Below are 26,564 nucleotides of genomic sequence, written 5' to 3' on the forward strand. Positions count from 1 at the left end.
GCAAGTTTATGTCAGAAAGTAAATCATCAGTTAAGAAGATTTTACTCGTTGAGGATGACCGCCAATTGTCGGATTTAGTCTCTGAATTTTTAGAAAGTGAAGGGTATCACGTCAAGCAAGAGTTCAGAGGTGATTCGGTTGAAAAGCGTGTAGAAAAATTTGCGCCTGACTTGATCATTCTTGACATTATGCTGCCAGGAAAAGATGGCTTTGCTGTTTGTAAAGATTTACGTCCTGAGTTTAAAGGTCCTATTCTAATGTTGACGGCGAAGGGTACCGATTTTGACCAAGTATTAGGCTTGGAAATAGGTGCGGACGATTATGTTATTAAACCCGTAGAGCCACGCGTTTTATTAGCTCGTGTAAATGCGCTATTACGTCGAGGTCAATTACCTTCAGATGGTAAAGAAAATGCAGAAATTGACTGTGGACAATTGCATATTAGTCGTGGTTCAAGACAAGTATCTTTGCATGGGGAAAATATTGACTTAACCAGCCAAGAGTTTGATTTATTGTGGCTACTTGCCAGTCGTGCTGGTGAAGTACAAAATCGAGACTATATATACAAAGCTGTTGTAGGTCGGGAATATGATGGTATGGACAGAAGTGTTGATGTTCGTATTTCTCGTTTACGCAAAAAGCTACATGACAGTAATGAAACGCCATTTAGAATTAAAACCATTTGGGGACAAGGCTATTTATTTGTTCCAGATGCCTGGAATTAACTGTTAGGTTGTTACACAAGCAGGCAATAGGAATATTATCTTTGCCTGCTAAAATTTTCTTTTCTTAGGCATTTCAATGAAACTCGGTCGTTCCTTTTTTAGCTTATATTTTTTGATAATATCCATCTTTATCGTATTCTCCTGGATGCTTGATGAAGTGTGGAGTTCTTATCTTGAGCAAGATATAGAGTCCTATACTGGCTATAAAAGCATGTTGTTTGCACTTTCTAATTATTTGGAAAAACACCCGCAAGAAGAATGGCAGGAGATCATTGCCGGTGCGGCTGAACAATGGCAAATGCCGTTAAAATTATTGTCCAAGCAAGATGTCGAAAAGATAAGCTACCATGAACACGATCTTATAAGCCAAGAAAATACTCATATTTATTATGACAATGATGCTGTAGAAATTCATCATCGTCTTGAGAACTCAGATTCTGTTATTGTTCTCGGTCCAGCAAAAATGCCAACTAGACCAAGAGCTGAAGCTTTAGTAAGAGTAGTATTGCTGGCGAGCTTAGCATGCTTATTATTTTTTTGGTTACGGCCATTATCAAGAGATTTAGATCAATTAAGAAAAAGTGCTGTTGAGTTTGGTCAAGGCAGTTTCGACATTGCCGTTCCTAAAGCCAGATCAACGATGACAGCTCCTATGTTCACAGCGTTTAATTCTATGGCGGGGAGAATTAAACGATTGATAGATGCTCATAAAGAACTTTCAACTGCTGTTGCCCATGAATTGAGAACGCCATTAGCAAGGTCAAAGTTTGCTTTGCAAATGCTAGCCTGCACTGATGACAAGGCAAAGCAGGAGAAGTATCGCACGGCTATTAGCCAAGACATTTGTGAACTTGAGCAACTGATCAGTGAAATGCTGATATATGCGAGCTTTGATAATGACAAACCTGAACTTAATTTTACTCAAGAATCAATTGTCGACATAGTTAAACAGCAAGTTAGTAATTATCAGCAGTTTGAACAAAAATTTAATATTAGCAGTAAGCTTATAGATACTAAGGTTGATGTCGACCGACATTTTATTAGCCGTGCATTAAACAACTATATTTCTAATGCCATAAAATATGGTAAAGGTGAAATTGATATTGCTGTCGAACAAAACGATGAAATTTGCCAAATTCGTGTCACAGATAATGGTGATGGCGTGTGTGATGATTTTAAATGCACAATTTTCGATGCTTTTTCTCGTGGTGATTTATCGAGAAACCGTGAAACTGGCGGCTTTGGATTAGGGTTAGCAATAGTGTGCCGAATTATGGAATGGCACGGCGGCAGTGCATCGGTTGTAGATGGTAAAAATGGTGGTGCTTGCTTTATTTTATCATGGCCAATAAAACAACTATCTGAATAATGTCTATTAATTCACCAGCTCATTGTAAAATATGAAGAAAGTTAAATTATTTTACTAAATCTCCTAAAGTAAATGCTACTTGTGCCGATAGATATACTATCGAGAATAAATAAGTAGAAAATTTTGGCTGTAGACGCTTTATCAAGTGAGATATTGACCCATGAACTGCAATTAGGCGAACAGCTTAATGATAGTGTTCATAGTGCACGTCGTTCAGATTTCTCATTATTACTCGCTATGCTAGCAGATGATGTTAGAGCCCATAGCCAGTTTAAACTTCCTCGAGAAGAAGCACCGGAAAAAATAACTTCAACAGCGCAATTACGTAAAGAGTTTCAACTACCTAATGAAGCACCTTTGGCGCTTGCTGATATGGACGAGTTACCGGCATTTAATCAAGCAAGCTTAGTTGAAGAAAAACAACTTGAGCAACTACATTTATCAAATGCATTACAACCTAAACCGTTAGCATTTCGTGATAATGTTAACCATATTGCTCATGATGTTATGGCTAATACTAGTTTGTATTGCCAACAAAAACATAGCCAACTTGCTCAATCTTCAGAAAATACGCTGCAGCAAAGAGCTGACTTTAATGCCAAAGCGTGGTTGGCAGCAGTACAAACCACTATCGTTAAATCACCCTTAATGAAGATGCAAGCTTAAAAGCTTTTTGCACAACACTGTTTAAACTTTTTACTACTGCCACAAAAACAGCTGTCATTTCGTTTTGGCTTATCAATTGTGTCGCTATCCGAGACATTACCGTCAAGATAATACCAACGTCCATCTTCATATAGAAAGTTTGAACATTCTCGCATTTGCCAAATTTGTCCTTGATGTAAGTAGTAAGCTGAAAACTCAACTTGTGCTGGCTCTGTAACAGATAACTGAGCACTAAAATCACTGCACATATGAATGACTAACTTTAACCACTTAGTTTCTGCAGCCCATTGTTCAATATCCGCAACTGATTGTGAAATTCTACTGCTAGCAGCATAAGTGTTGTAGATATAGTTGGCATGCATACTCGCATAGGCCGAGTATCGTGAACGCATAAGTTGTTCAGGAGTTCTTGCCGTGCTGTCGCCTATAATATATTGCTGACAGCAGGAGGTAAAAGCTCGTTCTGAGCCGCAAGGGCATAACATAAAAAATCTACTTTCTAACAAAAAAAGGCAGTTTATCACAACAGATTACTACTGCTTAGTAAATCTGTTACGTCGCATTAGAAGTAACGTTTAGAAATTTTATCTTTAATAATTACCCCAGGCTCTACTGCAATGATTAATGTAATTTATTTTGCTGTTCGGTATTACTATGTTGCAGCAATATACATTGAGTTTTTCCTTGCTCTGCACATTGGCTTAATTCGTTTAACTCTGCCTGTGTGAACACTGCTTTAGTCAAAATAATTGCTGAGCAAGTGCCTTTTAATAAAGTGCTCTTAATATGAAGAAAATTTATATTCACCTTATTTGCATTCACTTTTAAAATTCTTTCAGGGTTGATTTTTCCGCTGGCAGAAAGCTGCTCTAGTGGTTTTTCGTCAGGATTAACCATTAAAATCCACTTGTGATCGGCATGGTAGTTTTGGCAAATTGATTGGTAATTCTTAGATATATCGTAAGTGCTTGAAACGTTAACAACATTGCACCATTGGGTGTTTTTAGTTGGTTTTGTTGTTGGTTTAACTAAAGTTATGGCAATTAAGTTGTTGTTATCTATATGTAAATTTAGTTTGTTTATATTCAACATAGCTGTCACCTCAATATACTGTATGAATGTACAGTATATCGATTTTGATGTTATTTCAAGCATTTTCTGCATTAATTTTGTAATTAACCTAGCTTGGTCTATATTTTAAAATCACGTATAAAAAAAGGATCACGTAATGAAGTCGCAGGGAGTAATAGGGTTAAGTGTAGATGAAGTGAAAATGTCTTTAGATGATTTACAGCTTATTGTGGCAAATGAATCTTGCTCTCATGATTCCCTTCGAAAGTTACGCAGTGCTCTAGCGGATATTAATGAAGAAGTAAATTTGCTAAGTAATGTTATGCAAATAAAAAATCCTACTCGTTAATTTTATATTCAAAATTAGTCATCTAATTTAATACTCTAAACTTTGCGGTGGGTACATTTACCGTAATAAATGTCCTTTAGCAATGTAAATGAAAAGTTGTTTACTTCCGATAATCTTTGAATATCTTCCTGAAAGTAGTGATTGTTTTGATTTGCTAAAATGCCAGTGCTTGTCATTATGGTGTTGAAGTGTAAAGATATTGGCAGCAAATACATTCTTCGAGTTATTTCTATGAATAACCAGCTACGCTAATTAAATACAATGTTTAAAACTATTCTTTATCGACAACTTTTATGGTGTACTTTCGCATTAACATTACTCATTTTTGCGCTTGGTGTCAGTTGGCAGTTGAGTAAATCAGCCAACTTTTTTTATGGTGTTTGGTATCAAACACTTGAAATTAACGACGTAATTAAAAGAAATGTGCCGAAAAATACGCAAGGTAAGCGAGAATTTCCTCAGCATGATGTTGCCTTACATCATCAAAAGTTCGCTGATATTGTTTTCGCAATTCATCAACATGGTGAAGGGTTAAGTGATATTTCTTACGTTAACAATCAAGGCTTAAAAAATACCTTGCTGACCCAAAGTGAAGTGCGTCACCTACAAGATGTAGCGAATTTACTCGATAATGTCAGTCGATTCTGGTGGGCAAATGTGGTGGTTTTAGTGCTTTTTATATTTCTTTATGGCAGAAAAGGCACTTTACAGTTGGTGTATAAGCAGCAAAAACTTCCGGATACTTCAGTCCTTAAGTTGCCAAATGTAAAACAAAAACTATTGTCACTGCTGGTGTTAATTTGTGTAGTTGTGGTTGCATTTGGTGTTTGGGGCTTTACTGATATTTTCTACTATTTACACACAGTTGTGTTTCCAGAGGATCATCAATGGTTCTTTTATTATAAAGATTCTTTAATGGCTACACTCATGAAGGCCCCTGATATTTTTGCTGCGATTGCAACGCAGCTGATACTGGTTGCAATAGTAGTTGCAGGTGGACTTGATGCCATTGTTAGCCGTGTTCAACGAAGATAAGCTTTGTTGTTACTTGCTCAGCGCGGTTAATTCGTTTATTCGGTCTTGCGTTAAGATGATATAACACTTTTTATATGCAGCTGCAGCACCTGTGCCTGGAGATACCGCTAAATACTGCCAACGACAGTTGTTTTCTCGATAGGTAATAAAGTTACGTTGTGAACGTTTAAACATATTTAACGCGGCTTTACGACCAGTTGCTGCAACTAATTCATCTAAAGTAAATGATTGGTTATTAACCCAAGTTTGTAATTCACGTTCTTTTTTCTGTTTAACGCCATCCAAGCACATAGAAAATTCTTGAGTTGTTGTCATTTCCTTTTCACATGTTTCTACCGTGCTTTTTGCAAGTGTTGAATAGGAAAGTACTAAAGAGCACAGAATGAGGTGTTTTTTTGATATATTTTTAATCATGGAGAATGCTTATATCCAACTTACGCAGGTAATACTTTTTTATAGGGTTTAACTGTAACTTTTTGATAAACACCAGCGGCAATATAAGGGTCTTGATCTGCCCATTGTTGTGCCTCTGCTAAGTTATCAAATTGAGCAATTACTAATGAGCCAGTAAAACCGGCGTCACCAGGGTTTTCGCTGTCGATTGCTGGACACGGGCCCGCAACAATTAATCTTCCTTGGTCTTGTAAACTACGTAATCTTGCTAAGTGTTTTTCTCGCACACTTATACGTAGAGGTAAACTGTTTTCAACATCTTCACTGTATATTAAATAAAGCATTTTATTCCTAAAAATTTTGTTAGTTTTAGCCTGTAATACAATTGGGAAAGTTATTTTTTGTTTTCTTCTTCTTGATCGTCGGGCATGTATTTATATAAAGACATTACTGATCCTATGGCGAATACAAAGGTTAAACCTGTTAAACCAAATACTTTAAAGTTAACCCAAGTTTCAAGGCTAAAGTTAAAGGCAACATACCAATTGAGAATGCCACAGCTGGCAAAAAACATTGCCCAAGAAAAATTCAATTTATTCCAAATCTCTTCAGGTAAGGTTAGTGCTTCACCTAAAAATTGCTTAATAATATTTTTGTTAAATACCTTTTGGCTAATAATTAACGCAATAGCAAAAATGCCATTAATTATTGTTACTTTCCATTTTAGGAAAGCGTCGTCATGCAAGAAAATAGTTAAACCGCCAAATACAGCAATTAAGCCAAAGAAAATTAAATTACGTTTTGGTACTGGCTTTTTTTGTATTAAATAGTAGGCAATTTGAATTGCAGATGTAACGATTAATGAACCTGTTGCCCAATAAATATCGCCAAATTTATAAAAAACGAAAAAAATAACGAGCGGAATATATTCTAAAATTGCGTGCATAGCGTTTATGTCAAAAATTATAGTAGTTGGATTCTATCCAAAGCGAGGCAATACGCCAAACAATTTAATGATGAAAAGTGTAATAGTTTCTAATAAGCCAGCGTTAAATAATATTTAAACGCTGGCAGTTAACTATTTTTGCAGATAGGTGACGGAGCTGATGACTATTCTTCTTGATAGCCAAAAGGGTCGTCAATAGAGTAAGAAGGTTCAGTAAACCATTTCGCACCGGTATCTGTCATATAAAAGTGATCTTCTAATCGAACGCCAAATTCTCCAGGCAGTACTAACATTGGTTCATTTGAGAAACACATGCCTTTAGCTAGTGGCGTTCTATCACTACGCACTAAGTAAGGCCACTCGTGTATATCTAAGCCGATTCCATGTCCGGTGCGATGAGGGCAGCCAGGTGTTTGATAATCAGGCCCCATGTTTTGGCTGGCTAAGTAATCACGGGCAGCAACATCAACATCGCCACAAGCAACACCAATGTTAGCCGCGTCAAATGCTGCTTTTTGCGCCATTTTTTCTACTAGCCACATCTCTCGCTGACGTTGATTTGGCTCACCAAATACATAAGTACGGGTAATATCTGAATTATATCCTTCAACTTGACAGCCTGTATCGATTAGCACAATATCATTTTCCTCAAGTGTTTTTGGAGTTTTAACACCATGAGGGTAAGATGAATCTTCACCAAAAAGTACAATACAGAAATATGAGCCTGCAGTGGCGCCAACTTTACGGTGTGCTTGATCAATAAAATTAGTTACTTCTTGTGTTGTAATACCCACATGTAAAATACGTGCTACAGCTTTATGTACCGCCATTGTCATATCTTTTGCCTGTTGAAGTAGGGCAATTTCATGTGCTGACTTTTCCGCACGACAACCGGCAGTTACACATTTCGCGTCAATAAGCGTAAATTCAGGTGCAACTTTTTTTATGCCATCAGCAATAAAGAAAGCGGTTGACTCATCAATGGCAATTTGGCCATCTTTTATATTTAACTCTGTTAGGGTTTGTTTGAATAATTCATATGGGCTTTCATGTTCTTGCCAACCCTTTATTTCGCCTTTAATAGTCATGTATTGATTTAAAGTATTAACCTCAAAAAAAGGCGTAATGTACTTAATTTCACCTTGCTGCGGAATGATAGCACCAACCATACGTTCACTTGCGTACCAACGAGTACCGGTAAAGTAATATAGATTAGTACCGGCATTAATATAGGTCGCAGCAATATTGTTTTTTGCCATTATAGCTTGGGCTTTAGCAATGCGCTGATTCAATTCAGGTTCTGTGATTGGCTGAACTGCGGAGGTCATATTTGTTAATTTTTCTAGTTCAACCTGTGCAGAAGAGCCGCCAACACCTATAGTCATAATGATACCTTTATCAATTTCAGTTTTAGTTTGTATATTTTATACAGAAAATAAAGAGAAGTAATGTATTAAATTGACTAAGCGTAAATTATTTAAGTTTGCCTCAGCAGAAATTTATTTAAACACATTACGGTCATTTTTATGATTGTCACCATTTTCTAAATTGATAACAGGAGTTAATATGCGCCAAAAAGTCGAGTTTATCAGCGGAAAGCACAAACTTAGCGGTTTACTTGAGCGACCAGATTCTGATGTACAGTTTTACGCACTGTTTGCTCATTGCTTTACTTGTGGTAAAGACATAGCTGCAGCATCGCGTATAAGTAGGGCACTGGTTGCCAAAGGTATAGCCGTTTTAAGGTTTGACTTTACTGGCTTAGGCAATAGTGATGGTGATTTTTCAAACAGTAATTTCTCTTCTAATATTAGAGATTTAATCGCTGCAGCTGATTTTCTTCGAGATGAATTTCAAGCACCAAGGCTTTTAATAGGTCACAGTTTAGGTGGAGCAGCTGTACTTAATGTTGCACAGTTTGTAGAGGAAGCTATGGCTGTAGTAACTATTGGCGCTCCATCTGATGCTGCTCATGTTGCACACAACTTTGCCCTACAAATTGACGATATTGAACAGCAAGGCAAAGCCGAGGTTAATTTAGCGGGTCGAGTTTTCACTATTGAAAAGCAGTTTTTGGATGATATTAAGCGTTATGGTACTGAGCATATTGGCCAGTTAAGAAAAGCACTGTTGGTGATGCACTCGCCAATTGATAGTACCGTTAATATCACTGAAGCAGAAAAAATTTATCAAGCGGCATTACATCCTAAGAGCTTTGTTAGTTTAGATAATGCTGATCACTTATTAACAAATAAACTTGACGCTGAATATGCAGCTGATGTTATTACAGCATGGGCAAGGCGCTACATTGGTAATAACCCAAACCAGCAAACGTTTCTACAACAAGCTAGCCTAGAAAAAAATACTACAGAGAAAGGTTACGTAGTCGTTGAAGAGAAAAATCATAAATTTACTCAACATGTAAGCACCAATAGCCATTATTGGCTAGCGGATGAGCCTGAAAATGTTGGTGGTAATAACATGGGGCCTGATCCCTATGAGCACCTCTTAGCAGGTTTAGGGGCGTGTACAGCGATGACACTCAGAATGTATGCGGTGCGAAAGAATTTGCCAATTAAGCATATAAAGGTTGAATTAACTCATAGCCGAAACTATCAACAAGATTGTCAGCAATGTGAGAATAAAAATGATGGTATTGAAGCAATTGTTCGTAGCATTAGCTATATCGGTGTATTAGATGCCACTCAAGAGGCACGCTTTTTAGAAATTGCTGATAAATGCCCGGTACATAAAACCTTACACAATAATGTTGCTGTAGTGAGCAAATTGCTTAAATCATAATGAATGAGTTACAAGGAATAAATGCTGCCGAGTAATATTCGGTTACGGCAGCTTTATCAACATTATCAATCGTTAATTATTGATACCACCCATACATAAATACTTAATTTCTAAGTAGTCATCTAAGCCATATTTTGAGCCTTCACGGCCACTACCTGACTGTTTAACACCACCAAACGGCGCGGCAACATTTGAAATAATGCTCTCATTTATGCCTATCATACCGTAATCAAGTGCTTCAGATACCCGCCAAACTCGACCAATATCACGAGCATAAAAATATGCGGCTAAGCCGTAATCCGTGTCGTTGGCCATGGCAATAACTTCGGCTTCATTATCAAAAGCAATAATGGGTGATACGGGGCCAAATATTTCGTTATGTGCAATTGGCATATCAGGTGTTACGTTGGTCAAAATTGTAGGTTGAAAGAAGTTATTTCCAGCTGAGTGACGATGACCTCCGGTATTAATAACGGCACCTTGTTTTACTGAATCATCAACCAACTGCGCAACGCCATCAACAGCTTCGCTAGAAATCATCGGGCCAATTTCAGTGCTATTTTCAATACCATTTCCGACAGTTAATGCATTAACGGCTTTGCTGAACTGCTCTGTAAAACGTTCAAGCACATCTTTTTGCACAAAAATGCGGTTAGTACAAACACAGGTTTGTCCGGCATTTCTGTATTTGGAAATGATCGCACCTTTTACTGCCTCATTGATATCAGCATCATTAAAAACAATAAAAGGGGCATTGCCGCCAAGTTCCATAGAAACTTTTTTCACTGTTGAGGCGCATTGTTTAATTAACAGTTTTCCAACCTTTGTAGAGCCAGTAAAGGTAAACTTGGCAATATCAGGGTGGGTAGTTAGTACTTTGCCGATACCGACAGCGTCTTCTCCAATAATGACATTAAAAACGCCAGCAGGAATGCCCGCTCTCTCCGCAAGCTCAGCAATGGCAAGTGCTGAAAGTGGTGTTTGTGTAGCTGGACGTACAATAAAAGTGCATCCTGCAGCTAATGCTGCTGCTGCTTTTCGCGTGATCATCGCGTTTGGAAAATTCCAAGGGGTAATCGCTGCAACAACCCCAACGGCTTGTTTAACAACAATAACCTTTTGATTGCTAGATAAACTGGGAATGGTATCGCCGTATATTCGTTTCCCTTCTTCGGCAAACCATTCAATAAAACCGGCACCGTATGCTATTTCAGCTTTTGCTTCGGCTAGTGGTTTTCCTTGTTCAAGGGTGAGAATACGAGCAAGATCATCCTGATGTTCCATCATTAGATTAAACCAATTACGCAGTAATATCGCTCTTTGTTGTGCTGGTATTGATGCCCATGGTTTAAATGCTTTATGCGCCGCTTTAACTGCTAAATTTGCTTCTTTGATGCTAGCATCACAAACTCTTATTAATACCTCACCCGTAGCAGGATTGGTAACATTAAACTTTTGATCACTACTGAGCCATTTACCTTCAATATATGAAGCGTTTCTAATTAAGTTGTTGTCTTTAATATCTTGCAAAATTTTTTCCTAAGTCTAATTAGCGATCATTTTAAAAAGCTATGCATGGCGATACAACTGATAGCTGGCAGTAATAAAGCCGTTAAGCACTGTTATATTGGCTTGTGATAAATTATCATATTTCGAGCGCTTCCATCATAATTTTTATCTATATGGTATACAATATAAAATCTAAGGTTTTTCAATGTCTCAAGCACTAACAGGTATTAAAGTTGTTGATCTTAGTCGTATTTTAGCTGGACCATGGGCATCACAAATGCTTGCCGATATGGGAGCTGAAGTGATTAAAGTAGAACGACCTAAAAAAGGCGATGACACGCGCCACTGGGGCCCCCCATTTATTAAATCGGCAAAAAATAACGAACCCGCACAGGCTGCGTATTATCACAGTGCTAATCGCAATAAAAAATCGATAGCAATTGATATCACTACAGTAGAAGGGCAAGAGGTGATTAAAGATATGATCGCCAAAGCCGACGTACTTATTGAAAATTATAAGGTTGGTGGCCTTAAAAAATACGGTTTAAGTTACCAAGAAGCACAGCTAATTAACCCTAAGTTGGTCTATTGCTCAATTACAGGTTTTGGTCAACAAGGTCCATATGCTCATAAGGCGGGCTACGATGCGATGATCCAAGGAGAAGGTGGCTTAATGAGCTTAACGGGTGAGCCAGAAGGGGATCCAATGAAAGTAGGCGTTGCAGTAGTGGATATTATGACTGGCTTATATAGTGCCAACGCAATTCTTGCTGCATTATTTGCTAGAGGGCACACAAGTCAGGGCCAGCACATTGATATCGCTTTACTTGATGTACAAGTAGCAACGTTAGCAAACCAAGGAATGAACTATTTAGCAACTAATGAAAACCCAACGCGTTTAGGTAATGGTCATCCTAATATTGTTCCGTACCAAACATTTGCGACCAACGATGGTAGTTTAATTCTCGCGATAGGGAATGATCAGCAGTTTGAAAAGTTTTGCCATGCAGCAAATTGTGAAGCGCTGGCCATAGATCCATATTATGCTACTAATGCCGAGCGAGTGAAAAATCGAGCAAATTTAATTCCTATTTTAGCGCAGGTTATTGCTAAAAAAACCACAAGCTATTGGGTTAATACCTTAGAGGCTATTGCGGTTCCATGTGGACCTGTTAATACATTAAAGCAAGTTTTTAATCATCCACAAATTCAACATCGACAACTGTTGAAACAAGTTCCAGATCAAGATGGTAATATGATCGACACTGTCGCGTCTCCCATTAATCTCTCAGATACGCCATTGCAATATAAACATGCGGCGCCAAACATTGGCGAGCATAGCCAGCAAGTGTTAGAGAATTTTTTACATTACGACAAAGATAAAACTAGAAAATTGATGCAAGCAGGTATTATTGACTAGGTTAAATTTCTATTGCGGTTAGTGATGTTGCTCGCTATATTAATCGGTGTATTTTTTAGACTATCGCCAAGTGTTGAATACATGAAACGTGTATATTTTAATAAAAATTATAATAAGGCAGCAGTCGAAACAAACTTCTAATATTAAGTGCATTTAACAAGGACGATTTAATGGATTTAAAAGAAATAACAAGTATTGCACTTTCAGGAATCTCTGTTCGAACTTCCAACCAAAATGAACTATTACCGTCAACGGCTAAAATTGGTGATTTATGGGCTGAATTTTATAGCCAGCATGGTAGTAAATTAACTGAGGCGTCTAATGTTTACGGCGTATATACTAATTATGAGTCTGACTTTAGCGGTCCATATGATGTTTATGCTGCCACAGACACTCTAGATAATGATGAAACATTAAAGGCACTGACTATTAAGTCGGGAGATTATTTAGTTTTTTCGGCTCAGGGTGAAGTCCCTCATGTAGTTATTGACCTTTGGGGACATATTTGGGAGTACTTCAGTAATACAGAATCCCCTTATGAGCGTATTTACACCACCGATTTTGAACACTATAAGAGTCATTCCTCGGTTGATATCTATATTTCGATTAAGAAAGTATAATACGGTGCTCTTACAATATATTAAAGCGTACTCACTTAAACTCAAACAACTGTTATCACTTCACAAACGCAAATGCTACTTTTTAATATTACGCTATATTAATTGTTAGCCAATTTTGGCCATAGCTAAGAGGGATCTACTATGTCAAACACCGATTTGATTAGAGCATCATATGAAGCTGCACGCAGTGAAATAAATGTCCGTCTGCGTATTCGCAGCCAAACCATCGCTTTTTATCTCGCCGCATCTGGTGTTTTACTTGGTTTTATTGTCAAAGGTGTTGTACCTGATGGCGTTGTGGTCCTAGTTGCCTTATTTGCGTTAGCCGGATGTTTAATGATCACACATCATAATGCTTGTATTGCCCAAGCATCACTGTTCTGCGGTACAGAATTAAAAGAGCAATTTAATGGCGTTCCAATGTGGAATAATTGTGCGGCAAGTGAGCGCGAAGCCTTTTGGCGACGTCAATTGCGCTTTTATAGCCAAATGTTAATATTGCTTTTTCCACCGATACTAGCATTTATATTTCAATATAATAAAGCGGATTGCTCTGGTTTTATTCAATTTATGCTGCAAGTAAGTAATTTAATTGCGCTGTTCATTATTTTACTTATTGGTGCTATTTTATTTATCTCAAAGCATTATCGTAAAAAAATGTTCGCTAAATCTAGTGATTATTGCATTAGTGAATAGTTGAACATTAGCGAGCCTTCCTTAATGTAACTTGATTGCTTTATAGATAGGCTTTGGCAATAAAACAAACGAGAGTGAATTTCATGAAAAATATAATTAAGCTCAGTTTAGCTATGGTGCCATTATTGGTAAGTGGTATTACCTTAAGTGCTCAGGCACCTGAACATGGTAGTTTTAACAAAAATGGTAGTGATCAGGTTTGGCATAATGAACAAAATAAATGGTTAACACCAGAGCAATTTTGGCGTGACTTTACTGATAATAATGGTGGTTTAACTTGGTCGCAAAGTCGAGAATATCCAAAGTATAGCCAAGTAAAAGAGCATGATACCTTTTTAGTCGAGCTCGACTCAGGTATTTGTTTGATGGAGTTTTTTCATTCACGCTGGCGCCGTGCCAATGATGTTAGGCGTTGGGATGATAAATTTAACCAATATAGTGGTTGTGCGAAAGTATTTGAGTAAATGGCATTATAGAATGCATAAGGACGTTAAATGCCCGGCCAATATCCTAATAAAATAAAGCAGCTGCCATTATATGATGGTCGCTTTGATGCTTATAAATTAGAGGCAAATAATAGTGATGTCTTATTTGCCTCATATCCAGCAGGTACCGAAATTTCGGAGCATTGTCATGATACTGATAACCATGGCGTCATTACACGTGGTGAATTAATATTGACCATGGCAGGTAAGACAACCCGAATTAGTGTCGGGCAGTGGTATCATGTGCCGGCGAATGTAACGCATAGTGCTAAATTTGAACAAGAAACTGATGAAATAGAGATTTGGTTTCATGAAACCAATAATGAATGTCAGTAACCCTATAGAGCTTGATGACGAAATATTTTAATAAATATTTTTTTGCGTTTGAATTTTTTGCCGCCAAATATAACAGACAAGTATTGGCTGTTTTCATTTTGTCGATTATTAGTTATCAAGCTGCTTGGTATTTAGCATTTTCGTTTATCTTTAAATTTCAATATACTATTGCTTATGCAAATACTATTGTTGTCGTTAAACTCTTAGGTGAATTGTTACTGTATAGCGGTTTTTGTTTACAGTTTTCTTATTTTACTAAGTTGAGTAGCAAACGAGCAAAATTTATATTATTTTGTTTATCTTTCTTGCTTTTTGTGTCGTCGTTATATGCAATTGGGCAATACATATAAACAAAGTGTTTTAAACAAGGATTAAGTATGAATTCAACGGTTTTTTGTCGTTATTGCGGCGATCATATCAGTGAAAGTGCAATTGAATGCGAACACTGTGGCTCTGGGCAAAACTTACCTAGTGCTTTCGGTGGCGTGGCAAGTAAAAATGCTCAAGGTATTTTCGCTTTTATCTATTGCCTATTGCTTGGCGTATTTGGAGTTCATCGCTTTGTATATGGTCGCAAGCGCAGCGGCTTTTTCATGTTGTTCACTTTAGGTGGTGTTGGCATATGGTGGTTGGCAGATTTGATTTCCATTCTTGCTGGACGCTTTGAAGACGCAAACGGTAATATTCTAAGTCCAATTTTTTAATTTAATAAAATCAATAATTAAGCAGTATATAAACTGTGAAAAAGGAAAAGTAATGAAAAAATTATCATTAATCATTTCAATAATGTTACTAACAACGGCGTGTGCGCCAGAAGTTGGCAGTGAAGAGTGGTGTGAGCAGTTAAAAGAAAAGCCAAAAGGCGATTGGACAGCAACTGAAGCCAAAGATTTCACCAAGCATTGTATTTTTTAAATTGTAAATCATCTTTGAAAAGCCGATATGTTGTATAATATGTCGGTTTTTTGTCTGTTTAATAGATAATCTTGGCAGTGTTGTTGGAATTATACATTGTCTCGATATTGTAGGCTTAAATAAGACTAAAAGAGGTTGTGGAGTTGCACTAATAATTACTGCAATGTTTTATCTCGTTATTCAACCCCCTTTGCTAATTATTATTGCTTAGCCCGAATCTTTTATATAAATATTTGAAAATAGTCCTGTATTATCTAGTATTGAATTACTTGATATTTTCAAGCTCACTTATAAAATCAGTATAAAGTTCATTAAAGATTATTTGGTTTTTATCCTTAACCAATTCTAAATGAGCATCTTTATACGCCTCTGATTTATATATGTTCGTTAAAAGATGATCTATTTTACTAAGCAATTTTTTTGATAATTCTGACTTGCTACAGGCAATTCGTCCAAAAATAAGGGGTTCCATATTAGGTAGTGAGGCGCTATATAATAGTTCATTGGACGACATTTGTTTTCTTTTGTAATTCATGACTTCTGGGTATTCAAACATCAAATCAAACCGACCCTTTAGCAGCATGTAAATCATTAAATTTTGTCCATCACTGCTTGTTCTAATAAATTTATTGGTGCGGGGAAGGTTGTTTAATTGCTTAGTTAGATTTTTTCCATATGCTCGGCCTTCTTCTATTCCTATTGTTAATTTATTATCGATGTCGAACACTTTATGTAAGGGGAGATCTCTAATTTCTCGTATTTTGGATGGAAGTAAGTGAGGGCTGTAATATAAGCGTAATCCCATGAATAGCGTTTGTGGTTTTGAGAACAGAAATGTTTTTTCACGTTCGGAGGTTTTAATAATATTTCTTAAACAACTATTATTCGACTTTACAATATTATTAAATGCTGTTTCGTAATTTGTTTTTTTAAACGATAACTCGTATTCGGGCAATTGCTTAAAAAGCATCTTGAAGATAATATCTTCAGTACTTTTTTCTATTTTAGTTGCATAGTTAGTAGCACTGCCTAAACTATAAAAAGTAAAGGGAATTTTTTCTATGTTTTTAAGCTCTTGTGCGATGCTAATGGGTGATAAAAGTAGAGTAATTAAAATGTATTTGAGCATACTTATTTACACCATTTGAAAAGTACAACTTGGTTCCGGCCATTTTTTTTTGCTTGGTACAGTGCATTATCAGCGTACTTCATCCATAGTTTTGAGTCAATTTCAGCCATAGCAGCACATACACCTATACTCACAGTGACATTCTGATCTAGAATTATTGATTCGCTCTGAATGTTTTGTCTAAGCGTTTCAGCGAATTTTTCTGAGTTTTCAATACCTATGTTGTGCATTAGTAGAATAAACTCTTCTCCTCCAATTCTAAACAGTAAATCAATTTCTCTTCCGCTAGATTTTATTATTTTTACTATTCGTTTGATAACTGAATCTCCAATGTCATGACCGTGTTTATCATTAATCATTTTAAAATTGTCGATATCTATCATTAAAATAGTACTCCCTACATTATTTCTTTTCTTATCAGCTAAGGCTTTTTGTAAATTTGACGTTAGCTGTGACCTATTGAAAGCTCCTGTCATTGGATCTCTAATAGATTTATATATTAGATCTTTGTGAAGTTTTTGAATATGAGATGAAACCAAATAACTAAAAAACATTGTTAGGCCTAATGAAAAGGACAGCCTTACGGTAATAGCAAAGTCAACATTTAGTAAGCTATAACTAATGACAAAAATAAATAAAATGCAATTGTAAAAAAGATAAATTTTTCTTGGAAGTATGAATGTTTGCGCAATTGCAAATGGAAAAATCCAGTAGGCAGCAACAACACCTAATTCTATTATTGCCACTATATATGCCAGCAACAAGCTCGCCACTATAAGATAAACATTAACGATTAAATAGCCCTTTTTTTGAAATATTATGGTTTCAAAAAAGGACATAACAGCAAAAAGCAAAAGTGCCAAAAACAACATGGTATTGCCTAGTTGTATGTTATATAGAGAAAATATCAATGTAGAGATTGAACTGAGGTAAGCAATATAATAAAGAGGCTTTTTATTCCCCATGAAAAGAAAAGGTAACTCTTCTTTTGAACGTATCATCTGATTTTGTTTTTTTGCTTTTTTTATCAAGCTAACTACCAATTAATGTTATCGAGTGAGACAATTTAAAATAGTAATCATAAAGGGCGAAATTTCCTCTATGTAAATTTGAAAAAAGGATTTACTTATGAGTTTAATTCAACTTACCTTTCATTTAGAAATACTGCTATCAATAATTAGCTTAGCTGAAAAATCTTAATTTTCACCCATATAGCTATCAAGATCTGAACTATTATCTATTACCTCTACTTCTATGCCTCATTAACAGCCCCTTTACAATATTGTTGGCATAGCGTGACTACCTTAATATAATGCACTTAATTAAGCTTTTTTTATTGGAATTCAACCGTTATGTATCCGTTAAGTTATGTTGAACCGGTTTTTAGGCCACCAAGTGAGTGGAAAAGTCTCATTTTGCAAGTGACCAATGGTTGCTCGTGGAATAAATGTACTTTTTGCGACATGTATACAAGCGAGAGTAAAAAATTCAAACCTAAAAAGCCTGAACAAATTGAGCAAGAGCTGGTGAATATTGTTGAATCCAACCTGCCTGTTGGTCGGGTATTCTTAGCTGATGGCGATGCCATGATGCTGCCATTTAATCGCTTGAAAGCAATATTATTGTTAATTAAAAAACACCTTCCACAAGTGACACGTGTTTCAAGCTATTGTTTACCAAGAAATTTGGGCAATAAATCAGTTGAGCAATTAACTGAATTGAAAGAGTTAGGCTTAACGTTAATGTACATTGGTTGCGAAAGTGGCGATAACGAAGTGTTAGAACTCATTGAAAAAGGTGAAAGCTATCAATCGTCATTAACGGCGTTAACCAAAATAAAGCAAGCAGGCATGAAATCATCAGTTATGATCCTTAATGGTTTAGGTGGCCCAGAGTTGTCAAAACAGCATGCATTGAATTCTGCGAAACTGATGAATGAAGCGCAGCCAGATTTTCTTTCAACGTTAGTGGTTTCATTTCCATTGGGCGAAGAGCGCTTTGCTAAAAACTTTAATGGTCGATTTCGACAGTTAAATCAACAAGAGTTGTTCCAAGAAATGTCGACCTTGTTACAAGCCTTAGAGCTAGACAAAACCATATTTCGCTCTGATCATGCTTCAAATTATTTGGTACTCAAAGGTGTGCTAGGTAAGGATAAGCAGCAATTACTAGACAAAGTGAATACCGCCATCACCCAACCACAACAAATACCTTTACGACAAGAATGGCAACGTGGCTTATAAATTATATGCGGTTTTGTTGTTGATTTCTGAGAACAAGCGTTCAGCACATTTATTTTTTGAGTAGCGAAGCAAAAATGTCTGCTGTTTCGAATAACTAGCCATAAGAAAATAGCGATAATGTTTCGATAACATACAAGCCTATCAACCCATTTTTCTTTTATCATAAATAAGATTTTATTTTAAGTTAGCTTGGCGTCATAGAAAACAGACTAATATATTCATTTATTTGTCAATATTTTCCGTTCGTTTTTAAATATATCAACATGTGAAAATTTTATTTGCAATACAAATGCAAATCGTTATCATTTATGTGCTGTTGATCTTTTCCGCTACCTTTACTAAAGAGTGCACTACGAAAAACTTTATACGTTTAATAGTTAATTAACAACATAAGGTAGCTCTAAGGTCGAGAAAATAAAATATCGCTAAGCAAAAAATCAACCTACGGTCCAGCAGAAAACAATTATCAGGGCTGGTTATTCTGTCCGTACATCTAGCCGAAAAATTAATCTATCATTTGGATAAACATGCAAAATATTGTCAAAATTCTTCTTGTAGAAGACGATAAAGAGTTAAGTCACCAATTAACCGAGTGCTTGCAAGCCAAAGGGTATGAAGTTGAACAGTGCTTTGATGGTGAAACCGGCTTTGTACGCGCAAGTAGTAATCAGCATCAGCTTATTTTACTTGACGTAATGTTGCCAATTCGGGATGGCTTTTCTTTATTAAAGATGCTGCGAAAGTCTCAACAAACGCCGGTTATCATGGTGACAGCGAAAGGGGCAGAGCAAGAGAAAATAGAGGGGTTTAGCCAAGGTGCTGATGACTATGTTGCGAAGCCGTTCAATACCTCAGAGTTATTATTAAGAATAGAGGCGCTATTAAGGCGCAGTTCACCAAATATTTTTGATGATAAGATCAAGGTGCTGTCGATAGATAACCTGACACTTGATTCAAAGTCGCATTCAGTGATGGTTGCAGACCAAGCGTTAGACTTTACACCGATTGAATTTAAGTTACTTTGGCAGCTTTTTTTACATAAAGGAGAAGTGCTAAGTAAAGCCTATTTATACCAGCGAGTACTTAATCGAAGCATTGGCGCATACGATCGTAGTTTGGATATGCACCTGAGTAAAGTTCGTAAAAAACTTAATGCGGCAAATGGTTTAGGCGAACGACTAAAAACCAGTCACGGTAAAGGGTATTGCTTCGTATGAGTCGACAGCTTTTCTGGAAAATGTGCCTAATTTTTGCCACGGGTGTTGTTGGCTTATTTTATTTTATTAATCAATTAACCTCGAACACTGAAGAAGGAATGAGCATGCTGGCGCAGGAGCATCGCCAAGAAATTACGCAATGGGGACGGGTTGCTGAAACGCTATATAAAGCTGAAAATAAAGAGGGTTTAAACCGCTTTATTAGCAAGTTAAAAGTACAAGAGAAAACTTGGGTAGCTGTTATCAGTTTTGATTATCAAGAAGAAGCGGGTGATGACTTATCACTAGTATACAAAGGCGAGCAAACTTTTGGGCGCAGTGTTGATTGGAAAATACATTTATACCTTGATTACAATCCTGTGATGGAAGTGTCGTTTACTGATATTAAAGCAAGCTTTCTTATACAACTGCCAGATCGAATGCGACCCGGTGCTTATTGGAGTTATATACGCATAGCAATGCAAATTATTATTCCAATTATTTTATTGGCACTACTGGCTTATTTGCTTTATCGCTACATTATGAAACCACTGTTGCAATTGCAGTCTGCTACCCAGCACTTCAGTGCCGGAAATTTTGATATTAGAGCACGTCAATTGATGGGAAACAGGAACGATGAATTTTCAGATTTAGCGGCGACGTTTGATGATATGGCGTGTCGTATCGGCGAACAAATTATTAGCCAGCGGCAGCTGATTGCAGATCTTTCTCATGAATTGAGAACGCCGCTAACCCGGCTAGATATCGCTGTAACCACAGTTAATGAAGAGCACAAATCTGATAATATAGAACGCATTGAGCGTGAATCTAGGCACATAAGAAGACTAGTAGACGACACGCTAACCTTAGCGTGGTTAGACAATGAAAAGCCAGAATTACAGCAAGAGTCAGTCGACTTAGTTGACTTACTTGATGTGCTAATTGATGACGCCAAGTATGAATTTCCAGATAGAAATATTGTCACTCAACTGCCTGACAGCGCAATTATAGCCAACTCTAGTCATAGAGCAGCAGGGCAGGCAATTGAGAACATTCTACGTAATGCGTTGCGCTACACCCCTGTTGAACAGTCAGTTGAGGTTAGTTTACAGGATAACGACGAGTGTTATCAAATTAGCATTTTAGATAATGGACCAGGTGTGCCTGAAGCACTACTAACGACAATATTTAAACCGTTTTTCCGTGTTGATAAGTCACGTGAACGTGCAGGGAATAGTTTTGGCTTAGGCCTTGCCCTAGCTAAAAGGCAACTTGCAGCAATTCGAGGTTCAGTTACCGCCACTAATCGAAAGGGCGGCGGGCTTGCCATGAACATAACCATACCAAAACTGTAGTTATGGTTATATCCAAAATACCTCGAAATACGAGTTTCAGGCATCCCCGCAGGGCTGGTTTATAAACGCTTTATGCTTCGTTATTGAACTTGAGAAGGGAGTAACTATTCTCTTCAATCAATGCCTCACCTAAATGCGTTTCTAATTCCAGCTGAATCCTACATTTTGAAGTGTCTTGGGTATATAACTTATTTGTCGTAGGTGCCAAATGTAAAGTTTGTAAATTTACTGTTATTAAGTCTTATAAATGATAATAATTCGCATTCGTAAATTTAAATGTCATATTTCTATAAAAACAGTAAAGGCCCCGTATGAAAGCACATCAATTTAACAAAGGTATTAAACCTTTGTCATTAGCAATACTTTTCGCACTCAGTGGACAACACGTAATTGCTGAAGAGAACACATCAGAAAATAAAGATGAGTTTGAAACTATTGTGGTTGTTGGTAAAACAACAAATACCGTTATTACGCCAGATGAATTAGAAAAATATCAAGCAAATGATTTAGCTGACATCTTTCGGTTAGTGCCTTCAGTTTCTGTTGGTGGCTCACTTGGCATTGCCCAAAAAGTTTATATTCGGGGCATGGAAGACACTTTACTTAACGTGACTGTTGATGGCGCTCCACAAACAAGTACGCTATTTCATCATATCGGGCGACTTTCAATTGACCCTGATTTATTAAAAGAAGTTGAAGTGCAAGCCGGTGCTGGTGAAGCAACAGCTGGTGCTGGCGCTATTGGTGGTGCTATTCGCTTTAAAACTAAAGACGTAAGCGATATTTTAGATGACGGTCAACGCTTTGGTGGTAGCTTAAAAGCTGGCTATTTCAGTAATGCGGGTTATAAGGTTAATGCCACACTTTACGGTCGTATTAATGATGACTGGGGGATATTGGCATCATACGTACATACTGATCGCGACAACATGGAAGATGGCGATGGTAATGAAATTTCGGGCACAGATCCTGAGCAAAAACTAGCGTTTATAAAAATAAGCGGCAATATTGGCGACGGTCAAACTTTGAGCTTAAGTTATGAAAGCCGAGATGAAGATGGTGAGTTCGTGCAACGCCCTAACTGGCCTGAATCTAGCTGGAACCCGCTTTACCCTTTGTCGGTTAAACGCGATACGCTTGTGTTTAACCATACACTTTCCTTGAATACGTTAATAAATTTAGAAACGAGCATTTACAGTACAGAGGCAACCGTTGAGCAAAATATTTATGACAAGTGGGGCATTTACAAAGGTGAAGTGAAGTCTTTTGGTTTTGATATTCGTAACTCAAGTAGTTTAGGTGATCACAACCTGACTTACGGTATTGAATATCGAAAAGATGAAGTTAATGCTGGCGCACCGGGCGATAGCGGCGCGAAAGAAAAGGGCACTGTAAGTGGCGTGTACTTGCAAGATCACTGGCAAGCAACTGATGAACTATTAGTAAGCTTCGGGGTTCGTTACGATGAATATGAGTTAGACCTTGTAACATACAATGGTGAAGCTGACAGTGACGGCATAAGCCCTAATGTTGGTATTCAATATGACTTTAACGATAACTGGAAGTTAAACCTAGGTTATGCGCAAGCCATGCGTGGCAAAGAAGTAGGCGACACGTTTACGATTGAAGCTGGAGATGTATCGGTTGACCCGAAACTAAAAGCTGAAGAGGTCGAAAATACTGAAATTGGCTTAACTTACCATGATGAAAACTGGAATATTGTTGCCTCTGTTTATCAAAGTGATATTGATAATGTTATTTTAGATCAGCTGGGTAAAGGCACCTACTACGAGAATGTTGGTCAGCTAGAAACTGATGGCTTTGAACTAAAAGTGGGTTATTGGTTTGATGATGTTCAAATTGTTGCTAACTATAGCAATAATGATGCTGAGTTAAATGGCAACAAGGTTGAAGGTTACGAATACATAGGCTTGGCAAATGTTCGCGGCGATACTTGGGGCTTAAATGTTAACTATATATTTTCAGATACTATTGAAATGGGCTGGAACTTTGCCTACGTAGAAGACTTAAACAACATTGAAGTATTCCACAGATTGGTTGATATTGGCTGGGCTCCAACCACTACAACAATTGATAAAGATGGTTACAACGTGCACGATATTTATGTGCAATGGCAACCTAATGAAACATTAACCTTTAACCTAAGCATCCAAAACTTGCTTGATGAAACTTATATCGACCATTCAAGTGTTGGGGATTATAACAGCATCCCTGGTTTTGTCGGGGTGTCAGGGATAAATGAAGCAGGTCGTGATATTCGGTTAGCGGTTTCGTATAACTTCTAATAAGTAAGCATAAATTAAAAGCGATTTACATTTTGTATGTAAATCGCTTTTGTTATTTTTAGGAGTTCATCATGAAAGCAAAAACAAGAATGTTGTGGATGAAGTTACACGCCTATTTTGCCTGTTTCTTTTTACCGATAACGTTAGTTTATATCACCACAGGCATGCTTTATTTTTTTGACATAAAGGGCGAGGTAAAGTCTGAAGTGGAGTATCTTTTTCCCATAAAGCAAGCGTGGCCAGAAGATAAAGACGTTGCCAAGAAAATTGTTATTGATTATTTACAAGGCGACAGGTTTGTTGAGTTACCAGAGGACTATTATCTGTGGGAAGGGAAGCATGACTGGTATGGTCGCGAAAGAGAAGTTCTATTTAAGCCCACCGACGACGAAGGCGTTGTTGAAATTCACATTAAAGAGCATGACTTCTTAATGCAACTATTGATTGTTCACAAAGGTTTTGCCGGTATATTTTTTAAAGTATTTTCAATTATGTTCGGCTTAAGTTTGGCATTTAGTGTTATTAGTGGCGTGGTGATCACCTTACAGCTGCCACAGTTGAAGAAAGCGTCATTGCTGAGTATCGCTGCTGGTGGTTTGGTTTTACTTGTTGGCTTTATTTAACTAAGCTATGAATACTAATTGCAAATGTTAATCGTTATTATTTGTAATCAGTATTGGTTGTCTTTAAAATATAAATAATTATTACGTGAAAATAATTAACTAAATAATAATCAAAAAAGAGCGTAGGTCTGATGACTGACATAAATAAAAATACTAGGGTAAGTGTTTTTACTGCTATTAAAAGCCGCAATGTTGCAGGTGTGCTAATGGCATTTATTACCTGTGTCATGCTAATTCCCGGTATGACAACTTATCTTCCTTTTAGTGCTGCAGACCAAATTGCTGTGCCAATACTGCTGTTTCCTTTTATATGGACAGCTTTGTGTGTTTACAGCTATTTAGCTGAAAAGGCTTGGCAGCCATGGGCACTAATGATCACATTGTCTTTAAGCCACGGCATTCTTTCTTATATTGCACTGACAGGGTAGTTACATGAAAAGCAAAACAATTAAAAAGCTCTACACGCTGCACAGTTGGGTAGGCATTATTACCGGTATATTGTTGTTCGTTATTGCATTTACTGGTGCAGTATCTGTATTTGGTCGTCCAGAAATTAAGCTATGGGCTAACCCTGAAATACGTGCTTTAGCGCCAATTGATACAGTGAAAATAGAACAACTTGTTAACGATTACGCGACTAAAGTACCTGAGCATTATAAAGAAGAAGTTTTGATATTTTTGCCCGCGGTTCGATCTTCAACACGTCTGTTTATTATGTTTGAGTCTCATCATGGTGAGCCTCAAAAAGACACTGAATTAGTCGAAGGCGAAAAACCTAAGCATAACCCACCGGTTGCGACAATTTTTGAATTCGACCCTGTTACTTACGAACTTGTTAATGAAAAAACTGGCTTGGTTGAAGAGCTGTTTGCGAACAGCCAGTACGATATGTCGGAATTCATTGTTGGTTTCCATGCTGATTTGCATATGGGACGTCCCATTGGCTTATTAACCACAGGTATATTAGGCCTCACAATGATGTTGTCTATTGTGACTGGGGTATTTATTCATCGAAAAATCCTTGCGCAACTTTTCACTTTTAGACCGCGTAAGAGTTACAGTTTAATGCTTAATGACGGTCATAAAGCTATAGGTGTGTGGGGCTTATTGTTTAATTCAGCAATTGCATTTACGGGCGCATTTTTAGGGTTAGCCATTGTGGTTTTAGTACCTGCAGCAGCGTTTGTTAGCTTTGGTGGTGATCAAGACAAGCTTATTGAAACCTTTACTGCCGTACCTGATCCTATCATTCAAAATATTGCCCAGCCTACGTCAATAGCTAGCGCTTTTGACCATGCCTTTACCATTGATGATGGTGCAAAAGTTAGTACCATGACGATAAAAGGTTATGGTGATGAAAGTGCTATGATGTATTTAAATGTAACCAGTGGCAGCAGTATGGCTTCGCAAACTGCCGTTTATCATGGTGATGGTGAGTTTAAAGAAATCTATGGAAACTTTGGTCGCTTAGATGGTTATTCTGGCGCTATATTAGACGTTATGTTCCCACTTCATTTTGGTAATTTTGGCGGCATTTTTGTCAAAGTTATTTGGGCTGTTTTAGGCTTAGGTACGGCATTGCTGCCATTAACCGGTTTAATGCTGTGGTTAGAGCGCGGCGTAAATGCAGCTAACCCTAAATACAGTATGAAAACTTACCAACGATTTAACCGTTTAATTGTTGGTGGCTGTGGCGGAATTGTTGTGGCGACATTCTTACTTTTTCCTGCCAATGTTTTCCTCAAATATATATTAGTTGTTGATAATGTTGGCCCTGCGATTTGGTGGCCTTTCTTTGGCAGTTGGTTTTTCATTACATTATGGGCGTTTATTGCCAGATGTGAAAAACACTTTGCCAAGCTGTTAACTGTGCTTACCGCTGTTATTTTAATGGCGATCTTACCGATTGACCTTGTGATTTCTGGTAGAGAAATGATGAGCAACTTTACTTATGGTCAGCAAGTTAGTTTAGGTATCGATGTAGCTTGTTTTGCTATGGGGCTTTATTTATTTAAGGTATTAAAGCAATTCGAACAATTAAGGCAGGCCAAACTAGATCCTACAACGACAAATGCTACAGGTACGATTATACAGGAGGGCGTGTAAATGATTATTGCTGCCATTGTTCTGTCTTTAATTGCCGTTTACTTAATGCAAGATAACGGCGTGCTTGCGCAAAATTTGTTGAAGAAAATATCGTCGTTCATTTTGTTTGTGATGGCTTGTATCGTACTTAGCTTTGAATACGGCACCTTGCGAGGCGTGTTTGTTTTTATTGGCTTAGTTAGTGTGCTGGGTACGATATTAACCTTGTTTTTATACCGTCTACAAAACAATAAACAAATGTAATTAACATAACTTGAATTGATGCCAAT

The 26,564-nt window shown here is 37.2% G+C and carries 30 protein-coding genes; 21 read left to right on the forward strand and 9 right to left on the reverse strand.

Going from position 1 to position 26,564, the window contains the following annotated elements; all coding sequences use genetic code 11:
• Positions 1–8 precede the first annotated feature (8 nt).
• From AC27E9_RS10665 to AC27E9_RS10675, 3 genes are all read left to right on the forward strand, one after another.
• Positions 9–725 (forward strand): response regulator, encoded by a 717-nt coding sequence (locus AC27E9_RS10665; RefSeq protein WP_487129956.1) that lies wholly within the window; start codon positions 9–11, stop codon positions 723–725.
• Between the two features lie 76 nt (positions 726–801).
• Positions 802–2,094: an ATP-binding protein gene (locus AC27E9_RS10670; protein WP_487129958.1), complete on the forward strand. Its 1,293-nt coding sequence runs from the start codon at positions 802–804 to the stop codon at positions 2,092–2,094.
• A gap of 123 nt (positions 2,095–2,217) precedes the next feature.
• Positions 2,218–2,760 carry a VC2046/SO_2500 family protein gene (locus AC27E9_RS10675; RefSeq protein WP_487129960.1) on the forward strand — a complete coding sequence of 181 codons (543 nt, stop codon included), beginning with the start codon at positions 2,218–2,220 and terminating at the stop codon, positions 2,758–2,760.
• On the opposite strand, the gene AC27E9_RS10680 is transcribed toward AC27E9_RS10675, so the two are convergent.
• On the reverse strand, positions 2,757–3,245 hold the full coding sequence (locus tag AC27E9_RS10680) for a YchJ family protein (protein WP_487129962.1): 489 nt from the start codon (positions 3,243–3,245) through the stop codon (positions 2,757–2,759). The two genes, AC27E9_RS10675 and AC27E9_RS10680, sit on opposite strands and share 4 nt — an antisense overlap.
• A 136-nt stretch (positions 3,246–3,381) precedes the next feature.
• Positions 3,382–3,852 (reverse strand): hypothetical protein, encoded by a 471-nt coding sequence (locus AC27E9_RS10685; protein WP_487129964.1) that lies wholly within the window; start codon positions 3,850–3,852, stop codon positions 3,382–3,384.
• A 136-nt stretch (positions 3,853–3,988) separates the two neighbouring features.
• Here AC27E9_RS10685 and AC27E9_RS10690 point away from each other — a divergent pair, with 136 nt between their 5' ends.
• Both AC27E9_RS10690 and AC27E9_RS10695 read left to right on the forward strand, forming a co-directional pair.
• Complete coding sequence (locus AC27E9_RS10690) at positions 3,989–4,180, forward strand: hypothetical protein (protein WP_487129966.1); 192 nt, start codon at positions 3,989–3,991, stop codon at positions 4,178–4,180.
• A gap of 261 nt (positions 4,181–4,441) precedes the next feature.
• Positions 4,442–5,215 carry a lipoprotein intramolecular transacylase Lit gene (locus tag AC27E9_RS10695; protein WP_487129968.1) on the forward strand — a complete coding sequence of 258 codons (774 nt, stop codon included), beginning with the start codon at positions 4,442–4,444 and terminating at the stop codon, positions 5,213–5,215.
• Positions 5,216–5,224: 9 nt separating this feature from the next.
• Here AC27E9_RS10695 and AC27E9_RS10700 read toward each other — a convergent pair whose 3' ends face one another.
• The 4 genes from AC27E9_RS10700 to AC27E9_RS10715 all read right to left on the reverse strand — a co-directional run bounded on the left by AC27E9_RS10700 (position 5,225) and on the right by AC27E9_RS10715 (position 7,939).
• A complete protein-coding gene (locus AC27E9_RS10700; protein WP_487129970.1) occupies positions 5,225–5,629 on the reverse strand; it encodes a lysozyme inhibitor LprI family protein in 405 nt (134 codons plus the stop codon).
• Between the two features lie 20 nt (positions 5,630–5,649).
• Positions 5,650–5,952, reverse strand: coding sequence for a YciI family protein (locus AC27E9_RS10705; protein WP_487129972.1), 303 nt, complete (start codon positions 5,950–5,952; stop codon positions 5,650–5,652).
• A gap of 50 nt (positions 5,953–6,002) precedes the next feature.
• On the reverse strand, positions 6,003–6,554 hold the full coding sequence (locus AC27E9_RS10710; protein ID WP_487129974.1) for a septation protein A: 552 nt from the start codon (positions 6,552–6,554) through the stop codon (positions 6,003–6,005).
• A gap of 164 nt (positions 6,555–6,718) precedes the next feature.
• Positions 6,719–7,939 (reverse strand): M24 family metallopeptidase, encoded by a 1,221-nt coding sequence (locus AC27E9_RS10715; protein WP_487129976.1) that lies wholly within the window; start codon positions 7,937–7,939, stop codon positions 6,719–6,721.
• Positions 7,940–8,120: 181 nt separating this feature from the next.
• Here AC27E9_RS10715 and AC27E9_RS10720 point away from each other — a divergent pair, with 181 nt between their 5' ends.
• Complete coding sequence (locus tag AC27E9_RS10720; protein ID WP_487129978.1) at positions 8,121–9,356, forward strand: bifunctional alpha/beta hydrolase/OsmC family protein; 1,236 nt, start codon at positions 8,121–8,123, stop codon at positions 9,354–9,356.
• 72 nt (positions 9,357–9,428) lie between these two features.
• On the opposite strand, the gene AC27E9_RS10725 is transcribed toward AC27E9_RS10720, so the two are convergent.
• Positions 9,429–10,886 carry an NAD-dependent succinate-semialdehyde dehydrogenase gene (locus AC27E9_RS10725; RefSeq protein ID WP_487129980.1) on the reverse strand — a complete coding sequence of 486 codons (1,458 nt, stop codon included), beginning with the start codon at positions 10,884–10,886 and terminating at the stop codon, positions 9,429–9,431.
• A 184-nt stretch (positions 10,887–11,070) separates the two neighbouring features.
• Here AC27E9_RS10725 and AC27E9_RS10730 point away from each other — a divergent pair, with 184 nt between their 5' ends.
• The 7 genes from AC27E9_RS10730 (at position 11,071) to AC27E9_RS10760 (ending at position 15,337) form a co-directional block, all read left to right on the forward strand.
• Positions 11,071–12,285, forward strand: coding sequence for a CaiB/BaiF CoA transferase family protein (locus AC27E9_RS10730; RefSeq protein WP_487129982.1), 1,215 nt, complete (start codon positions 11,071–11,073; stop codon positions 12,283–12,285).
• Positions 12,286–12,455: 170 nt separating this feature from the next.
• Entirely contained in the window at positions 12,456–12,905 is a 450-nt protein-coding gene (locus AC27E9_RS10735) for a GyrI-like domain-containing protein (RefSeq protein ID WP_487129984.1), read from the forward strand.
• A 141-nt stretch (positions 12,906–13,046) separates the two neighbouring features.
• Positions 13,047–13,601 (forward strand): hypothetical protein, encoded by a 555-nt coding sequence (locus AC27E9_RS10740; RefSeq protein ID WP_487129986.1) that lies wholly within the window; start codon positions 13,047–13,049, stop codon positions 13,599–13,601.
• Between the two features lie 83 nt (positions 13,602–13,684).
• The gene (locus AC27E9_RS10745) at positions 13,685–14,065 is read left to right on the forward strand and encodes a hypothetical protein (protein ID WP_487129988.1); all 381 of its coding nucleotides are present in this window, start codon (positions 13,685–13,687) and stop codon (positions 14,063–14,065) included.
• Positions 14,066–14,095: 30 nt separating this feature from the next.
• Positions 14,096–14,422 (forward strand): cupin domain-containing protein, encoded by a 327-nt coding sequence (locus AC27E9_RS10750; protein WP_487129990.1) that lies wholly within the window; start codon positions 14,096–14,098, stop codon positions 14,420–14,422.
• Positions 14,423–14,799: 377 nt separating this feature from the next.
• Positions 14,800–15,126, forward strand: a complete 327-nt coding sequence (locus AC27E9_RS10755; protein ID WP_487129992.1) for a TM2 domain-containing protein — start codon at positions 14,800–14,802, stop codon at positions 15,124–15,126.
• A gap of 52 nt (positions 15,127–15,178) precedes the next feature.
• Positions 15,179–15,337, forward strand: coding sequence for a DUF3012 domain-containing protein (locus AC27E9_RS10760; protein WP_487129993.1), 159 nt, complete (start codon positions 15,179–15,181; stop codon positions 15,335–15,337).
• A gap of 265 nt (positions 15,338–15,602) precedes the next feature.
• Here AC27E9_RS10760 and AC27E9_RS10765 read toward each other — a convergent pair whose 3' ends face one another.
• Both AC27E9_RS10765 and AC27E9_RS10770 read right to left on the reverse strand, forming a co-directional pair.
• Entirely contained in the window at positions 15,603–16,466 is an 864-nt protein-coding gene (locus tag AC27E9_RS10765; protein ID WP_487129995.1) for a hypothetical protein, read from the reverse strand.
• 2 nt (positions 16,467–16,468) lie between these two features.
• On the reverse strand, positions 16,469–17,497 hold the full coding sequence (locus AC27E9_RS10770; protein ID WP_487129997.1) for a GGDEF domain-containing protein: 1,029 nt from the start codon (positions 17,495–17,497) through the stop codon (positions 16,469–16,471).
• Between the two features lie 321 nt (positions 17,498–17,818).
• On the opposite strand from AC27E9_RS10770, the gene AC27E9_RS10775 reads away from it, so the two are divergent.
• From AC27E9_RS10775 to AC27E9_RS10810, 8 genes are all read left to right on the forward strand, one after another.
• Entirely contained in the window at positions 17,819–18,709 is an 891-nt protein-coding gene (locus tag AC27E9_RS10775; RefSeq protein WP_487129999.1) for a radical SAM protein, read from the forward strand.
• 527 nt (positions 18,710–19,236) lie between these two features.
• On the forward strand, positions 19,237–19,926 hold the full coding sequence (locus AC27E9_RS10780) for a response regulator transcription factor (RefSeq protein ID WP_487130001.1): 690 nt from the start codon (positions 19,237–19,239) through the stop codon (positions 19,924–19,926).
• A complete protein-coding gene (locus AC27E9_RS10785) occupies positions 19,923–21,260 on the forward strand; it encodes a histidine kinase sensor domain-containing protein (RefSeq protein WP_487130002.1) in 1,338 nt (445 codons plus the stop codon). The genes AC27E9_RS10780 and AC27E9_RS10785 overlap by 4 nt, the downstream gene beginning before the upstream one ends.
• A gap of 311 nt (positions 21,261–21,571) precedes the next feature.
• Positions 21,572–23,566: a TonB-dependent receptor domain-containing protein gene (locus AC27E9_RS10790; RefSeq protein WP_487130004.1), complete on the forward strand. Its 1,995-nt coding sequence runs from the start codon at positions 21,572–21,574 to the stop codon at positions 23,564–23,566.
• Positions 23,567–23,637: 71 nt separating this feature from the next.
• The gene (locus AC27E9_RS10795; RefSeq protein ID WP_487130006.1) at positions 23,638–24,189 is read left to right on the forward strand and encodes a hypothetical protein; all 552 of its coding nucleotides are present in this window, start codon (positions 23,638–23,640) and stop codon (positions 24,187–24,189) included.
• A gap of 131 nt (positions 24,190–24,320) precedes the next feature.
• Positions 24,321–24,617: a hypothetical protein gene (locus AC27E9_RS10800; protein WP_487130008.1), complete on the forward strand. Its 297-nt coding sequence runs from the start codon at positions 24,321–24,323 to the stop codon at positions 24,615–24,617.
• A gap of 4 nt (positions 24,618–24,621) precedes the next feature.
• The gene (locus AC27E9_RS10805) at positions 24,622–26,295 is read left to right on the forward strand and encodes a PepSY-associated TM helix domain-containing protein (RefSeq protein ID WP_487130010.1); all 1,674 of its coding nucleotides are present in this window, start codon (positions 24,622–24,624) and stop codon (positions 26,293–26,295) included.
• On the forward strand, positions 26,296–26,538 hold the full coding sequence (locus AC27E9_RS10810; RefSeq protein ID WP_487130012.1) for a hypothetical protein: 243 nt from the start codon (positions 26,296–26,298) through the stop codon (positions 26,536–26,538).
• Positions 26,539–26,564 lie beyond the last annotated feature (26 nt).

The sequence above is a fragment of the Colwellia meonggei genome (genome assembly GCF_057537295.1).

Coding starts and splice junctions, on each gene's coding strand:
- AC27E9_RS10665 (WP_487129956.1), top strand. CDS start 9: ATGTCAGAAAGTAAATCATCAGTTAAGAAGATTTTACTCGTTGAGGAT.
- AC27E9_RS10670 (WP_487129958.1), top strand. CDS start 802: ATGAAACTCGGTCGTTCCTTTTTTAGCTTATATTTTTTGATAATATCC.
- AC27E9_RS10680 (WP_487129962.1), bottom strand. CDS start 3,245: ATGTTATGCCCTTGCGGCTCAGAACGAGCTTTTACCTCCTGCTGTCAG.
- AC27E9_RS10685 (WP_487129964.1), bottom strand. CDS start 3,852: ATGTTGAATATAAACAAACTAAATTTACATATAGATAACAACAACTTA.
- AC27E9_RS10690 (WP_487129966.1), top strand. CDS start 3,989: ATGAAGTCGCAGGGAGTAATAGGGTTAAGTGTAGATGAAGTGAAAATG.
- AC27E9_RS10695 (WP_487129968.1), top strand. CDS start 4,442: ATGTTTAAAACTATTCTTTATCGACAACTTTTATGGTGTACTTTCGCA.
- AC27E9_RS10700 (WP_487129970.1), bottom strand. CDS start 5,629: ATGATTAAAAATATATCAAAAAAACACCTCATTCTGTGCTCTTTAGTA.
- AC27E9_RS10705 (WP_487129972.1), bottom strand. CDS start 5,952: ATGCTTTATTTAATATACAGTGAAGATGTTGAAAACAGTTTACCTCTA.
- AC27E9_RS10710 (WP_487129974.1), bottom strand. CDS start 6,554: ATGCACGCAATTTTAGAATATATTCCGCTCGTTATTTTTTTCGTTTTT.
- AC27E9_RS10715 (WP_487129976.1), bottom strand. CDS start 7,939: ATGACTATAGGTGTTGGCGGCTCTTCTGCACAGGTTGAACTAGAAAAA.
- AC27E9_RS10720 (WP_487129978.1), top strand. CDS start 8,121: ATGCGCCAAAAAGTCGAGTTTATCAGCGGAAAGCACAAACTTAGCGGT.
- AC27E9_RS10730 (WP_487129982.1), top strand. CDS start 11,071: ATGTCTCAAGCACTAACAGGTATTAAAGTTGTTGATCTTAGTCGTATT.
- AC27E9_RS10735 (WP_487129984.1), top strand. CDS start 12,456: ATGGATTTAAAAGAAATAACAAGTATTGCACTTTCAGGAATCTCTGTT.
- AC27E9_RS10740 (WP_487129986.1), top strand. CDS start 13,047: ATGTCAAACACCGATTTGATTAGAGCATCATATGAAGCTGCACGCAGT.
- AC27E9_RS10745 (WP_487129988.1), top strand. CDS start 13,685: ATGAAAAATATAATTAAGCTCAGTTTAGCTATGGTGCCATTATTGGTA.
- AC27E9_RS10750 (WP_487129990.1), top strand. CDS start 14,096: ATGCCCGGCCAATATCCTAATAAAATAAAGCAGCTGCCATTATATGAT.
- AC27E9_RS10755 (WP_487129992.1), top strand. CDS start 14,800: ATGAATTCAACGGTTTTTTGTCGTTATTGCGGCGATCATATCAGTGAA.
- AC27E9_RS10760 (WP_487129993.1), top strand. CDS start 15,179: ATGAAAAAATTATCATTAATCATTTCAATAATGTTACTAACAACGGCG.
- AC27E9_RS10765 (WP_487129995.1), bottom strand. CDS start 16,466: ATGCTCAAATACATTTTAATTACTCTACTTTTATCACCCATTAGCATC.
- AC27E9_RS10775 (WP_487129999.1), top strand. CDS start 17,819: ATGTATCCGTTAAGTTATGTTGAACCGGTTTTTAGGCCACCAAGTGAG.
- AC27E9_RS10780 (WP_487130001.1), top strand. CDS start 19,237: ATGCAAAATATTGTCAAAATTCTTCTTGTAGAAGACGATAAAGAGTTA.
- AC27E9_RS10785 (WP_487130002.1), top strand. CDS start 19,923: ATGAGTCGACAGCTTTTCTGGAAAATGTGCCTAATTTTTGCCACGGGT.
- AC27E9_RS10790 (WP_487130004.1), top strand. CDS start 21,572: ATGAAAGCACATCAATTTAACAAAGGTATTAAACCTTTGTCATTAGCA.
- AC27E9_RS10795 (WP_487130006.1), top strand. CDS start 23,638: ATGAAAGCAAAAACAAGAATGTTGTGGATGAAGTTACACGCCTATTTT.
- AC27E9_RS10800 (WP_487130008.1), top strand. CDS start 24,321: ATGACTGACATAAATAAAAATACTAGGGTAAGTGTTTTTACTGCTATT.
- AC27E9_RS10805 (WP_487130010.1), top strand. CDS start 24,622: ATGAAAAGCAAAACAATTAAAAAGCTCTACACGCTGCACAGTTGGGTA.
- AC27E9_RS10810 (WP_487130012.1), top strand. CDS start 26,296: ATGATTATTGCTGCCATTGTTCTGTCTTTAATTGCCGTTTACTTAATG.